This window comes from Streptomyces sp. NPDC052701 (genome assembly GCF_040678355.1).
In the GTDB taxonomy this organism is placed as follows: domain Bacteria; phylum Actinomycetota; class Actinomycetes; order Streptomycetales; family Streptomycetaceae; genus Streptomyces.
This window is the reverse complement of record NZ_JBFATO010000019.1, coordinates 21,302-35,325: the sequence shown is the minus strand read 5'-3', so window position 1 is coordinate 35,325 and position 14,024 is coordinate 21,302. Positions and strand designations below refer to the sequence as shown.

The window sequence follows — 14,024 nt, the reverse complement described above, 5'->3', positions numbered from 1 at the left end:
GAGGATTAGTCAATCATCGACAGTCGAATCAAGTCCAGGGAGGAATCATGTCCGTCAACAGGTCCGCAGCCGCACTCGTCGACGTACCGCGGGGACTCGCCGGTGTCGTCGTCGCGGACACCCGCGTCGGTGACGTCCGCGGCGGGGAGGGCTTCTACCACTACCGCCAGTACTCGGCCGTCGAACTCGCGCGCAGCCGCGGCTTCGAGGACGTCTGGCACCTGCTCGTCCTCGGCGAACTGCCGGACGCCGGGCGCAGCGCCGCCTTCGCCGCCGAGACCGCCGCGCTGCGACGGCTCCCCGCGCGGGTGCGGGCCGCCCTGCCCGCGATCGCGGCCGCCGGCGAAGGCTCCGGCCCGCTGGCCGGGATGCGTACGGCGCTGTCCCTGCTGGGCGCGGCGAAGGGGTTCCGCCCGGTGTACGACACGGACGCCGGCCGGCGCCGCCGGGACACCCTGGAGGCGGCCGCGGCCGTGCCGACGCTCCTCACGGCGCTGTACCGGCTGGGGCGCGGACTCGACCCGGTGGAGCCGCGCGAGGACCTGCCGTACGCGGCGAACTACCTCTACATGCTGACGGGCGAGGAGCCGGACGAGCGGCACGCGCGGGCGATCGAGCAGTACTTGATCTCAACCATTGATCACGGATTCAACGCGTCGACCTTCACCGCCCGGGTCATCGCCTCGACGGGCGCGGACGTGGCGGCGTGCCTCGCCGGGGCGGTGTCGGCGCTGTCCGGACCGCTGCACGGGGGCGCGCCGAGCCGCGCGCTGGACACGCTGGACGCGATCGGCACCCCTGACCGCATCGACTCCTGGGTCCGCGAACGGGTGCTCGCCGGGGAGCGCATCATGGGCTTCGGCCACGCCGTCTACCGTACGGAGGACCCCCGCTCCCGGATGCTGCGCGAGATCGCCCGGCGGTTCGGCGGTCCGCGGGTGGACTTCGCCGTCCAGGTCGAGCGCCGCGTGGAGGCGATCCTCGCGGAACTGAAGCCCGGACGCGAACTGCACACCAACGTCGAGTTCTACGCGGGCGTGGTCATGGAACTGTGCGGCCTGCCGCGCGAGATGTTCACGCCGACGTTCGCGGCGGCGCGGGTGGTGGGGTGGAGCGCCAACATCCTGGAGCAGGCGGAGGACACGAAGATCATCAGGCCGGCGGCGCGGTACGTGGGGCCCGAGGCGCCGGTGGCGGTGCCCGGGGCGGCGTGACGCAGGTGCGTACCGGCACCGCCCGGGCGCGGTGCCGGGGTGCCGGGGCGCCTGCTCCGGCCGTTCCGCGGCTCGTCGGGCGCCCGACGCCGGGCGGCCGGGGCGGCCGTCACGCAAGCGGCCCTCCCGAGGCGGGCCGCGGCGGCGCGACCCGGCTCCCGTGTCCCGGGCGTCCGTGTGACCACGCCGGCCCTCGCGTCAGGCGCCCGGACCGCCGGCCGGCGCCGACGGGGGCGGAGGGGACCGGCGGTGGTGGGCGGCGCCTGCCGGCTCCCGCCGACGCCCGGCGTGCCGAGCGGCGCTGACACGGCGGGAGGTGGAGGCGCAGAGGCAAGGCGCACCGAGGGAAGCGAGGGGCGCACCCTCCGGCGCCCTGCCCGGCCTCCGCCCCGCACATGCCGCCCACGGTCGTCCACCGCGTGGTCGTTCCCGCCGCTCGTATCCTGGACCGGCACGCAGTCCTCGTGCGCGCGCCGGCGCCGTGAGCCGGTGCGCGCACCGGTGTGAGAGAGGTCGCACGGTGAGCGAGTCGAGCCCGGTTCCGCACACACACCCCGAGCCGGAGCGGAGCCCGATCCCCCTCCCGCGTCAGATTCCGGTCGTCGTCCTGGCCGGCTTCCTGGGTTCCGGGAAGACCACCTTGCTCAACCACCTCCTCCACCGCAGCGGCGGCAGCCGCATCGGCGCCATCGTCAACGACTTCGGCGCCATCGAGATCGACGCGATGGCGGTGGCGGGCGCGCTCGGCGACTCGACCGTCTCGCTGGGCAACGGGTGCCTGTGCTGCGCCGTCGACGCCGGCGAGCTGGATCTCTACCTCGAGCGGCTCGCACGGCCCTCCCTCGGCATCGACGTCGTCGTCATCGAGGCCAGCGGCCTCGCCGAGCCCCGGGAGCTGGTGCGCATGGTGCTCGCCAGCGAGCACCCCGGGATCGTCTACGGCGGGCTCGTCGAGGTGGTCGACGCCGCCGAGTTCGACGACACCCGCGCCAGGCATCCCGAGATCGACCGGCACCTCGGCCTCGCCGACCTCGTCGTGGTGAACAAGATCGACCGGGCCCCCGACGGGGACCGGGTGCTGCGGCTCGTCCGCTCCCTCGTCGACCGTGCCGCGGTCGTCCCGGCCTCCTACGGGCGCATCGACCCGGAGCTCCTCTTCGACTGCAGGCCCGGCGACGAGCGCATCGGGCAGCTGTCCTTCGACGACCTGCACGACCACAGCGCGGACGATCACGCCGGGCACCTGCACACCGGCTACGACAGCCTGTCCTTCGTCTCCGAGGTCCCCCTGGACCCGCGCCGGTTGATGGAGTTCCTCGACAGCCGGCCCGAGGGGCTGTACCGGATCAAGGGGTACGTCGACTTCGGTCCGTACGACACCCGCAACCGCTACGCCGTCCACGCCGTCGGGCGGTTCCTCCGTTTCTACCCCGAGCCCTGGGGGGCCGACGGCGAGCGCCTCACCCAGCTCGTCCTCATCGGCTCCGGCATCGACGCGCCCGCCCTCGGCAAGGAGCTCGAGGCGTGCAGGAGCGACGCCCCGCACGCCGACGAGCACGGCATGTGGGGCGTCCTGCGCTACGTCCAGGATCCCGAGGCCCGGAACAGCGCGGCGTGGGATCCCTACGACGACGACCCCGAAGCCTTCGACGACCCGGAGGCCTTCGACGACCCGGAGGCCTCCGGGGACACCGAGGCCTCCGGGGATCCCTCGGCCTAGACCGGCCCCGCCACCACCGACACCGTCTTCGGCAGCGACACCCCCGAGCCGTCGCGGCGCGGGTCGATGTCCGGCAGCTCGGCCGGAGAGCCGTTCTTCTGCGCGGCGCGGGCCGGAGCCGGGCCCGCCCAGGCCAGGGACAGGCAGTCCTCGCCCTTTAGGAACCGCTGGCAGCGCACACCGCCGGTGGCCCGGCCCTTGCGCGGGAACTGGTCGAACGGGGTCAGCTTGCCCGTCGTCTGCACGGAGTCGTCCAGCGTGCCGCGCGAGCCCGCGACCGTGAAGACGACCGCGTCCGCCGCCGGGTCGACGGCCGTGAAGGAGATGACCTTCGCGCCCTCGGAGAGCTTGATGCCCGCCACACCGCCCGCCGGCCGGCCCTGCGGGCGGACCTGGGACGCCTGGAAGCGCAGCAGCTGGGCGTCGTCGGTGATGAAGACCAGGTCCTCTTCACCGGTGCGCAGCTCGACCGCGCCGACGATCCGGTCGCCCTCCTTGAGGGTGATCACTTCCAGCTCGTCCTTGTTGGCCGGGTAGTCGGGCACCACCCGCTTGACGACGCCCTGCTGCGTGCCGAGCGCCAGGCCGGGCGAGGACTCGTCGAGCGTGGTCAGGCAGACCACGTCCTCGTCGTCCTCCAGGGAGACGAACTCCGCCAGCGGCGCGCCCCCCGACAGGTTCGGCGCCGGCATCGCCTCCGGGAGCTGCGGCAGGTCGATGACGTTCAGGCGGAGCAGGCGGCCCGCCGAGGTGACCACGCCCACCTCGCCCCGGGCGGTGGCCGGCACCGCCGAGACGATCACGTCGTGCTTGACGCGCTTGGCGGCGCCGTCCTCCGGGAAGGGGGCGTCGTCGGCCGTGCGGGCCAGCAGGCCCGTGGAGGACAGCAGCACCCGGCACGGGTCGTCCGCCACCTGCAGCGGGACGGTGGCGACGGAGGTCGCGGCCGACTCCAGCAGGACCGTACGGCGGTCGGTGCCGAACTTCTTGGCCACCGCGGCCAGTTCGTTGGAGACCAGCTTGCGCAGCTCGGCGTCCGACTCCAGGATCCGGGTCAGTTCCTCGATCTCCGTGTTCAGCCGGTCCCTCTCCGCCTCCAGTTCGATGCGGTCGAACTTGGTCAGGCGGCGCAGGGGGGTGTCCAGGATGTACTGCGTCTGGACCTCGCTGAGCGAGAAGTGCCCCATCAGGCGCTCCTTGGCCTGCGCGGAGTTCTCGCTGGAGCGGATGAGGCGGATGACCTCGTCGATGTCCAGCAGCGCCGTGAGCAGGCCCTCCACCAGGTGCAGGCGGTCGCGCTTCTTGCCGCGGCGGAACTCCGAGCGGCGCCGCACGACGTCGAAGCGGTGGTCGAGGTAGACCTCCAGGAGCTCCTTCAGGCCCAGCGTGAGCGGCTGGCCGTCCACCAGGGCCACGTTGTTGATGCCGAAGGACTCCTCCATCGGCGTCAGCTTGTACAGCTGCTCCAGGACCGCCTCCGGCACGAAGCCGTTCTTGATCTCGATGACCAGGCGCAGGCCGTGCTGCCGGTCGGTGAGGTCCTTGACGTCGGCGATGCCCTGGAGCTTCTTGGAGCCGACCAGGTCCTTGATCTTGGCCACGACCTTCTCGGGGCCGACCGTGAAGGGCAGCTCCGTGACGACGAGGCCCTTGCGACGGGCCGTGACGTCCTCCACGGTGACCGTCGCGCGGATCTTGAACGTGCCGCGACCCGTCTCGTACGCGTCCCGGATGCCGGACAGGCCGACGATGCGGCCGCCGGTGGGCAGGTCGGGGCCCGGGACGTGCTTCATCAGCGCGTCGAGGTCGGCGTTCGGGTACCGGATCAGGTGGCGGGCGGCCGCGATCACCTCGCGCAGGTTGTGCGGCGGCATGTTCGTGGCCATGCCGACCGCGATGCCCGAGGCGCCGTTGACCAGGAGGTTCGGGAAGGCGGCGGGCAGCGCCACCGGCTCGCGCTCCTGCCCGTCGTAGTTGGGCTGGAAGTCGACGGTGTCCTCGTCGATGGACTCCGTCATCAGGCCCGTGGCCTCGGCCATCCGGCACTCGGTGTACCGCATGGCGGCCGGCGGGTCGTCGTTGCCCAGCGAGCCGAAGTTGCCGTGGCCGTCGACCAGGGGCACGCGCATGGAGAAGGGCTGGGCCATGCGCACCAGGGCGTCGTAGATCGACGCGTCGCCGTGCGGGTGCAGCTTGCCCATGACCTCGCCGACGACCCGGGCGCACTTCACGTAACCGCGGTCGGGACGCAGGCCCATCTCGTTCATCTGGTAGACGATGCGGCGGTGCACCGGCTTGAGGCCGTCGCGCGCGTCCGGCAGCGCGCGGGAGTAGATGACCGAGTACGCGTACTCGAGGAAGGAGCCCTGCATCTCGTCGACGACGTCGATGTCGAGGATCTTCTCCTCGTACGAGTCGTCGGGCGGCGGGGTCTTCGTGCTGCGGCGGGCCATCGCTGCCGGCTCCTTGCTGAGGCGTGGACGGTTCTGACGCGGACCATTGTGGACCGCGGCACTGACAGCGCGGACCAGGACCCGGCATCGGCGGCCCCGCACTGGCAGTGCCCGCAGGCTACGCGGTCGCCCGGGACCGTGCCGATCTCGCTGTGGGCGTACGCCGCCCGGGAACTCCACCAGCGCCCCGCGCGCTTGCATACAGTGGCAGGACCGGCAGGAAAACGGCGGTTTCGACGACCGCTCCGCGATCGAAGGGACGTACATGCCCATGGGTCACACGGCCACAACCCAGGCAGGCTCCGGGGGCCTGACAGCGACCGAGCACCGCCTGGCCAACGGCCTGCGCGTGGTGCTCTCCGAGGACCACCTGACCCCGGTCGCGGCGGTGTGCCTCTGGTACGACGTCGGCTCGCGCCACGAAGTCGAGGGGCGCACCGGCCTGGCTCACCTTTTCGAGCACCTGATGTTCCAGGGCTCCGCCCAGGTCAAGGGCAACGGCCACTTCGAGCTGGTGCAGGGCGCGGGCGGCTCGCTGAACGGCACCACCAGCTTCGAGCGGACCAACTACTTCGAGACCATGCCCGCCCACCAGCTGGAGCTCGCCCTCTGGCTGGAGGCCGACCGCATGGGCTCCCTGCTGGCCGCCCTGGACGACGAGTCCATGGAGAACCAGCGCGACGTCGTCAAGAACGAGCGCCGCCAGCGCTACGACAACGTCCCCTACGGCACGGCGTTCGAGAGGCTGACCGCCCTCGCCTACCCGGAGGGCCACCCCTACCACCACACGCCGATCGGCTCCATGGCCGACCTGGACGCGGCGACCCTGGAGGACGCGCGCGCGTTCTTCCGCACGTACTACGCGCCGAACAACGCGGTGCTGTCGGTCGTCGGCGACATCGACCCGGAGCAGACCCTCGCCTGGATCGAGAAGTACTTCGGCTCCATCCCCGCCCACGACGGCAAGCCCACCCCGCGCGACGGCTCGCTGCCCGACATCATCGGCGAGCAGCTGCGCGAGGTCGTCGAGGAGGAGGTCCCGGCGCGCGCCCTGATGGCGGCCTACCGCCTGCCCCACGACGGCACGCGCGCGTGCGACGCGGCCGACCTGGCCCTCACCGTCCTCGGCGGCGGCGAGTCCTCCCGCCTCTACAACCGGCTGGTGCGGCGCGACCGCACGGCGGTGGCGGCCGGCTTCGGCCTGCTGCGGCTGGCCGGGGCGCCCTCCCTGGGCTGGCTGGACGTGAAGACCTCCGGCGACGTGGAGGTGCCGGTCATCGAGGCCGCCATCGACGAGGAGCTCGCCCGGTTCGCCGAGGAGGGCCCCACGGCCGAGGAGATGGAGCGCGCCCAGGCCCAGTTGGAGCGCGAGTGGCTGGACCGGCTCGGCACGGTCGCGGGCCGCGCCGACGAACTGTGCCGCTACGCCGTCCTGTTCGGCGACCCGCAGCTCGCCCTGACCGCCGTGCAGCGCGTACTGGAGGTGACGCCCGAGGAGGTCCGGGAGATCGCCGAGGCGCGTCTGCGGCCCGACAACCGCGCGGTGCTCGTCTACGAACCCGTCGCCCCCGCCGACCCGGAGCACGCCGAGGAGGCCGGGCGCACCGAGGACCCGGAGTCCGCGGCGACCGTGGAAGCCACCGACGACAACGAGGAGGTGGCGAAGTGACCGAGCTCGCCACGATGGAGTTCCACCCCCAGCCGCAGGCGGGCGAGCCCAGGCCGTGGGCGTTCCCCGCCCCCGAGCGCGGCGCGCTCGACAACGGGCTCACGGTCCTGCGCTGCCACCGCCCCGGCCAGCAGGTCGTCGCCGTGGAGGTGCTGCTGGACGCGCCCCTGGACGCCGAGCCGACCGGTTTCGACGGCGTCGCCACGATCATGGCGCGGGCCTTCTCCGAGGGCACCGACAAGCACTCCGCCGAGGAGTTCGCCGCCGAGCTGGAGCGCTGCGGCGCCACCCTCGACGCGCACGCCGACCACCCGGGCGTCCGGCTGAGCCTGGAGGTTCCGGTCTCCCGCCTCGCCAAGGCGCTCGGCCTGGTCGCCGACGCCCTCAGGGCGCCGGCCTTCGCGGACGGCGAGATCGAACGGCTGGTGCGCAACCGCCTCGACGAGATCCCGCACGAGCTGGCCAACCCCGCCCGCCGCGCCGCCAAGGAGCTCTCCCGGCAGCTGTTCCCGGCCCACTCGCGGATGTCCCGGCCCCGCCAGGGCACCGAGGAGACGGTCGCCGAGATCGACCCGGCGGCCGTGCGCGCCTTCTACGAGAAGCACGTCCGCCCCGCCACCGCGACCGCCGTGGTCGTCGGCGACCTCACGGGCATCGACCTCGACGCGCTGCTCGGCGACACCCTCGGCGCCTGGACCGGCTCCGCGGCCGAGCCGCGGCCCGTGCCGCCGGTGACCGCCGACGACACCGGCCGGGTCGTGATCGTGGACCGCCCCGGCGCCGTCCAGACGCAGCTGCTCATCGGCCGGACCGGCCCGGACCGGCACGACCGGGTGTGGCCCGCGCAGGTGCTCGGCACGTACTGCCTCGGCGGCACCCTCACCTCCCGCCTGGACCGCGTCCTGCGCGAGGAGAAGGGCTACACCTACGGCGTGCGGTCGTTCGCGCAGGTGCTCCGGTCCACGCCGGAGGGCACGGGCGCCGCGATGCTCGCCATCAGCGGCTCCGTCGACACCCCGAACACCGGGCCCGCCCTGCACGACCTGTGGACGGTGCTGCGCACGCTCGCCGCGGAGGGGCTCACCGACGCCGAGCGCGACGTCGCCGTGCAGAACCTGGTGGGCGTGGCACCGCTGAAGTACGAGACCGCCGCGGCCGTCGCGAGCACGCTGGCCGACCAGGTCGAGCAGCACCTGCCCGACGACTACCAGGCCACGCTGTACCGGCAGCTGGCCGCGACCGGCACCGTGGAGGCCACCGCGGCGGTCGTGAACGCCTTCCCGGTGGACCGCCTGGTGACCGTCCTCGTCGGTGACGCGAGCCGGATCGAGGAGCCTGTCCGGGCCCTCGGCATCGGTGAAGTCACCGTGGTTTCCGCCGAGTAGGGGCACACGCGCGGGAGCCCTGGTGACCCATGGGTCACCAGGGCTCCCTTATGCCCGAATTGGGGCGGAGGTTGTCTGTCTGCCCTGTGGGATGCGCTACAAAAGGCGTGTTCCGTTTGAGGATTGAAAGTCGTCCCGTTTAGCTTCGTCCGGGCTGTTCGTCAGGCAGTGCGCCGCGCCCGCGGCAGCGGACAGCCATCGCCGAGTCCCCGTACGGCGCGAGCCAGGGGAGCCGGGGACCCACCGCACCACGTCCCTGGGGTGAATCGGACGCCCGCGCGAGCCGCGAGGGGGTCCGTAGGAGACCTTCCTGCTCCGAACCCGTCAGCTAACCCGGTAGGCGAGAAGGAAGGAAAGGACCAGCACACTTCATGGCGTTCACCCGCGCCACCGGGAAGCACCGTCGTCCCCGCCGGATGCCGCGCGGCACCGCCCGCGCGGCGGGCGTCGCCGCCCTCGCCACCACCGGCGTCGTCGGCACCGTCGCGGCCCCGGCGTTCGCCGCCGCCGAGCCCGTCGTCGAGCCCGCCGTCGAGCAGACCGCCCTCACCCCCGTGGTCACCATCGGCGACTCCGTGGCCGACCAGATCGACGCCCAGGCCGCCGCCCAGAAGCAGGCCGCCGAGGAGGCCGCCGCCGAGCGCAGGGCCGCCGAGGAGGCCGCGCGCAAGAAGGCCGCCGCGGCGGCCGAGAAGGCCCGCGAGGACAGGGAGCGCGCCGCCCGCGAGGCCGAGCGCGAGCGCCTCAACGCCTTCGTGTCGCCCATCGCCGGCTCCTACGTCTCCACCGGCTACAAGGCCGGGGGCGCCGTGTGGTCCTCCGGCAGCCACACCGGCGTCGACTTCCACGCCGCGAGCGGTACGCCCGTCCAGGCGGTCGGCACGGGCACCGTGGTCGAGGCCGGCTGGGGCGGGGCGTACGGCAACCAGGTCGTGATCAGGATGAACGACGGCACCTACACCCAGTACGGGCACCTGTCGTCGGTCGGCGTCTCGGTCGGCCAGAAGGTCACCCCGGGCCAGCGGATCGGCCTGTCCGGCGCGACCGGCAACGTCACCGGGCCGCACCTGCACTTCGAGGCCCGCACGAGCCCCGAGTACGGCTCCGACATCGACCCCGTCGCCTACCTGCGCTCGCACGGCGTGAACATCTGACGCGCCCCGGCGCGCACGGCGTCGCCGCCCGGCGACAGGCGGCCCGGTTCCGCCCGGCCCCGGCCCCCGAGCCGGGGCTTTCGCCGTTCGGGGCGCCGTTTCGGGCGCCCGGCTGTCCAAAAAATATCCATGGTTTCCGGTCCGCCGTCGGAAATTCCGGCTCATTGCAATAGAGTCACGGAACACGCGTCCATCGTCGGCGTTTCACGTGGATAAAGGCGGAGGTCGGTCATGCGTATTCCGGCGCACTCGGTGTGCACCGCGATCCGGGACGACATCGTCGCGGGTATCCACGAACGCGGCAGCCGGCTCACCGAGGAACTGCTCGCACGCCGCTACGGCGTCTCGCGCGTCCCCGTCCGGGAGGCCCTGCGCACCCTGGAGGCCGAGGGCTTCGTGGTGACCCGGCGGCACGCGGGCGCGTGCGTGGCGGAACCCACCGCGCAGGAGGCCGCCGACCTGCTGGAGATGCGCGTGCTCCTGGAGCCGCTGGGCGCCGCCCGCGCCGCCCGGCGGCGCACCGAGGCCCATCTGAAGGTCCTGCGCGGCCTGGTGAGGCTGGGACAGGAGCGCGCCCGCGGCGGCGGCGAGGATCTGCGCTCCCTGGGCGGCTGGTTCCACGAGACCCTCGCCCAGGCCTGCGGCAGCCCCGCGCTGACGTCGATGCTGATCCAGCTGCGCCACAAGATCACCTGGATGTACTCCGTGGAGGCGCCGGCCGACCCCCTGGAGTCCTGGGCGGAACACGGCGCGATCGTGGACGCGGTGGCGCGCGGCGACGGCGAGCGCGCCCGCGCGATCACGGCGCTGCACACCGAGCGCGCGAGCGCCGCGCACCGTCTGCGCCCGGCCCCCGGCGGGGAGCGGCCGGAAGGCGTGAGGGATTCGCAACATCCCGTAAACACGCCGAGCCTGCGGCATTAACACGGGCGCCGTATACAAAGAGGGGATATTCTTCGCCGCTCTTTCCGTTTCCCTTTTCCGCTGTGCTGCGAATTCCGCTGGACGTGTCGTGGCCGCACGGTACGGAAAAGGCCGTGCCGCCCGGAAAGGGCGGCACGGCCCGGCCTGCTGCCGTGCTGCGGCTCAGACGGTCTCGGGAAGCTCCTCGAGGCCCTCGGAGACCAGCTTGGCCAGCCGGTCCAGGGCGGCGTCCGCGCCCTCGGCGTCGGAGGCGAGGACGACCTCCTCGCCCCCCTGTGCGCCCAGGCCGAGGACGGCCAGCATGGAGGCCGCGTTGACGGGGGTGCCGCCTGCCTTGGCGATCGTCACCGGGACGCCTGCGGCCGTGGCGGCCCGGACGAAGATGGAGGCGGGGCGGGCGTGGAGGCCCTCGGCCCAGCCGACGTTGACGCGGCGCTCAGCCATGTGTTGCTGCCCTTCAGGTGTGCAGGGTTGTCTAGACCAGTTTCCCACAACGTGAAGCGTGTCCGGAGGGGCACTCGCCCCGTCCGGCGACGGCGGCCGGGCCGCGGCCTCGGCCCGGCCTTCCGCCCCCCACAGACTGCCCCGCGCCGCTGCCGGACGCGAGCCGTACCCTGGGGCCCATGCAGACCTCGTCGGACCGGCACGAGTACCCCGCCCACTGGGAAGCCGACGTGGTGCTGCGCGACGGCGGCACCGCCCGCGTCCGCCCCATCACCGTCGACGACGCGGACCGGCTGGTCAGCTTCTACGAGCAGGTGTCGGACGAGTCGAAGTACTACCGCTTCTTCGCGCCCTACCCGCGCCTGTCCGCCAAGGACGTCCACCGCTTCACGCACCACGACTTCGTGGACAGGGTGGGACTCGCGGCCACGGTGGGCGGCGAGTTCATCGCCACCGTACGCTACGACCGGATCGGCGCCGACGGAATGCCCGCCTCCGCCCCCGCCGACGAGGCCGAGGTCGCCTTCCTGGTGCAGGACGCCCACCAGGGCCGGGGCGTCGCCTCCGCCCTCCTCGAACACATCGCCGCCGTCGCCCGGGAGCGCGGCATCCGCCGCTTCGCCGCCGAGGTGCTGCCCGCCAACACCAAGATGATCAAGGTGTTCACGGACGCCGGGTACACCCAGAAGCGCAGTTTCGAGGACGGCGTGGTCCGCCTGGAGTTCGACCTCGAACCCACCGACCGCTCGCTGGCCGTGCAGTACGCGCGCGAACAGCGCGCCGAGGCGAGGTCCGTGCAGCGGCTGCTCGCGCCCGGCTCCGTCGCGGTCGTCGGCACCGGCCGAGCGCCCGGCGGGGTGGGCCGCAGTGTGCTGGCCAACATCCGGGCCGCCGGGTTCACCGGCCGCCTGCACGCCGTGAACCGGGCCTTCCCCGAGGAGCAGCGGGAGCTCGACGGGGTGCCCGCGCACCGCTCGGTGCGGGACATCGACGGCCCCGTCGACCTCGCGGTCGTCGCCGTCCCCGCCGAGCAGGTGCCCGAGGTCGTCGCCGAGTGCGGCGAGCACGGTGTCCAGGGGCTCGTCGTGGTCTCCGCCGGATACGCCGAGAGCGGTCCCGAGGGGCGTGAGCGCCAGCGCGCCCTCGTGCGGCACGCGCGCGCGTACGGTATGCGGATCATCGGGCCGAACGCCTTCGGGATCATCAACACGTCCGCCCGGGTGCGGCTGAACGCGTCGCTGGCCCCCGAGATGCCGCGCCCCGGCCGGATCGCCCTGTTCGCGCAGTCCGGGGCGATCGGCATCGCGCTGCTGTCCCGGCTGCACCGGCGCGGCGGGGGCGTCACCGGCTTCACGGGCGTCTCCACCTTCGTCTCCTCCGGCAACCGGGCCGACGTGTCCGGCAACGACGTGCTCCAGTACTGGTACGAGGATCCCGACACCGACGTCGTCCTGATGTACCTGGAGTCCATCGGCAACCCCCGCAAGTTCACCCGCCTCGCGCGCCGCACGGCCGCGGCCAAGCCGCTGGTCGTGGTCCAGGGCGCCCGGCACGGAGCCGCTCCCCAGGGCCATGCCGTACGGGCCACGCGGCTGCCCCACGCGACCGTGTCCGCGCTGCTGCGGCAGGCCGGCGTGATCCGCGTGGACACCATCACCGACCTGGTCGACGCGGGCCTGCTGCTCGCGCGCCAGCCCTTGCCGGCCGGGCCCCGGGTGGCGATCCTGGGGAACTCCGAGTCGCTGGGGCTGCTCAGCTACGACGCGTGCCTGGCCGAGGGACTGCGCCCGCACCGCCCGCTGGACCTGACCACGGCGGCCACACCGGCGGACTTCCACGCCGCGCTGTCGCGGGCCCTGGCGGACGACACCTGCGACGCGGTCGTGGTGACCGCGATCCCGACGGTGGGGGAGGGCTCGGCCGGGGACGCGGCCCTGGCGCAGGCCCTGCGGTCGGCCGCCGCCGCGGTGCCCGCCAAGCCGGTCCTGGTGGTCCACGTCGAACTCGGCGGGCTCGCCCAGGCCCTGTCGGCCGCGGCGAGCACCGCGCCCCAGGCCGCGACGGGCACCCCCGGCGGCGCTCACACGGTCCCCGGGGGGCCTCGGCCGCCCGCCGAGGCCGAGGCCCACGACGGGACCCGCCTCATCCCCGCCTACCCCGCCGCCGAGCGCGCCGTGCGCGCCCTCGCCCAGGCCGTGACGTACGCCCAGTGGCGCCGCGAGGCCGCCGACCCCGGCAAGGTGCCCGAGTACGAGGACATCGACGAGAGGGGCGCCGCCCGGCTGATCGACGGCCTGCTCGCGCGCGGGCAGGGCCTCACGCTCGGCACCGAGGAGACCTGCGGCCTGCTCGGCATGTACGGCATCCACGTCCAGCGCGCCCTGCCCGCCCCCACGCCCGGGGCCGCCGCCGAGGCGGCGCGCGCCCTCGGCTACCCGGTGGCCCTCAAGGCCACCGCCCCGCACCTGCGGCACCGCGCCGACCTGGGCGGCGTCCGCCTGGACCTCGCGGACGAGGAGCAACTGCGGCGGGCGTACACCGAGTTGAGCGAGTTGTTCGGCACGCCGCAGGAGCTGCGCCCGGTGGTGCAGCGGATGGCGCCGCGCGGCGTCGACACCGTGGTGCGGGCCGTCATCGACCCGGCGGCCGGCGCCGTGCTCTCCTTCGGGCTCGCGGGGGCCGCCTCGCAGCTGCTGGGGGACACGGCGCACCGGCTGATCCCGGTCACCGACCGGGAGGCGGCCTCGCTCGTCCGGTCGATCCGGACGGCCCCGCTCCTGTTCGGCTGGCGCGGCTCGGCGCCGGTCGACACCCCCGCCCTGGAGGAGCTGCTGCTGCGCGTGTCCCGGCTGGTCGACGACCACCCGGAGGTCGTCGCGGTCACCCTGGAGCCCGTCGTCGTCGCCCCGCACGGCCTGAGCGTGCTCGGCGCCTCCGTCCGGCTGGCCCCGCCGCCCGCCCGCGACGACCTGGGCCCGCGCACACTGCCCGCGTACTGACCCGCCGGGACCGGGGCCCCGGGCACCGCCCGCGCACTGACCGGGGGCGACCGGTCCCTCGC

At 73.7% G+C, this 14,024-nt stretch carries 9 protein-coding genes and 1 riboswitch; of the genes, 7 read left to right on the top strand and 2 right to left on the bottom strand.

Features of this window, described 5'->3' with window-relative positions:
- Positions 1-47: 47 nt before the first annotated feature.
- Both AB0L29_RS21825 and AB0L29_RS21820 read left to right on the top strand, forming a co-directional pair.
- On the top strand, positions 48-1,214 hold the full coding sequence (locus tag AB0L29_RS21825) for a citrate synthase/methylcitrate synthase (protein ID WP_365829370.1): 1,167 nt from the start codon (positions 48-50) through the stop codon (positions 1,212-1,214).
- A 574-nt stretch (positions 1,215-1,788) separates the two neighbouring features.
- Positions 1,789-2,934, top strand: a complete 1,146-nt coding sequence (locus AB0L29_RS21820; RefSeq protein ID WP_365829445.1) for a GTP-binding protein — start codon at positions 1,789-1,791, stop codon at positions 2,932-2,934.
- Here AB0L29_RS21820 and AB0L29_RS21815 read toward each other — a convergent pair.
- Positions 2,931-5,387 (bottom strand): DNA topoisomerase IV subunit A, encoded by a 2,457-nt coding sequence (locus AB0L29_RS21815; RefSeq protein WP_365829369.1) that lies wholly within the window; start codon positions 5,385-5,387, stop codon positions 2,931-2,933. The genes AB0L29_RS21820 and AB0L29_RS21815 overlap by 4 nt on opposite strands.
- A 265-nt stretch (positions 5,388-5,652) precedes the next feature.
- Here AB0L29_RS21815 and AB0L29_RS21810 point away from each other — a divergent pair, with 265 nt between their 5' ends.
- The 4 genes from AB0L29_RS21810 (at position 5,653) to AB0L29_RS21795 (ending at position 10,519) form a co-directional block, all read left to right on the top strand.
- Positions 5,653-7,056, top strand: a complete 1,404-nt coding sequence (locus tag AB0L29_RS21810; protein WP_365829368.1) for a pitrilysin family protein — start codon at positions 5,653-5,655, stop codon at positions 7,054-7,056.
- Positions 7,053-8,441, top strand: a complete 1,389-nt coding sequence (locus tag AB0L29_RS21805; RefSeq protein ID WP_365829367.1) for a pitrilysin family protein — start codon at positions 7,053-7,055, stop codon at positions 8,439-8,441. The genes AB0L29_RS21810 and AB0L29_RS21805 overlap by 4 nt, the downstream gene beginning before the upstream one ends.
- A gap of 189 nt (positions 8,442-8,630) precedes the next feature.
- A riboswitch (cyclic di-AMP (ydaO/yuaA leader) is annotated at positions 8,631-8,798 on the top strand.
- A gap of 14 nt (positions 8,799-8,812) precedes the next feature.
- Positions 8,813-9,595: a M23 family metallopeptidase gene (locus tag AB0L29_RS21800; protein ID WP_365829366.1), complete on the top strand. Its 783-nt coding sequence runs from the start codon at positions 8,813-8,815 to the stop codon at positions 9,593-9,595.
- 231 nt (positions 9,596-9,826) lie between these two features.
- Positions 9,827-10,519 (top strand): GntR family transcriptional regulator, encoded by a 693-nt coding sequence (locus tag AB0L29_RS21795; RefSeq protein WP_365829365.1) that lies wholly within the window; start codon positions 9,827-9,829, stop codon positions 10,517-10,519.
- Between the two features lie 162 nt (positions 10,520-10,681).
- Here AB0L29_RS21795 and AB0L29_RS21790 read toward each other — a convergent pair whose 3' ends face one another.
- The gene (locus AB0L29_RS21790) at positions 10,682-10,963 is read right to left on the bottom strand and encodes an HPr family phosphocarrier protein (RefSeq protein ID WP_365829364.1); all 282 of its coding nucleotides are present in this window, start codon (positions 10,961-10,963) and stop codon (positions 10,682-10,684) included.
- 179 nt (positions 10,964-11,142) lie between these two features.
- Between AB0L29_RS21790 and AB0L29_RS21785 the strand changes: the two genes are divergently transcribed.
- Positions 11,143-13,962, top strand: a complete 2,820-nt coding sequence (locus AB0L29_RS21785) for a GNAT family N-acetyltransferase (RefSeq protein ID WP_365829363.1) — start codon at positions 11,143-11,145, stop codon at positions 13,960-13,962.
- Positions 13,963-14,024 lie beyond the last annotated feature (62 nt).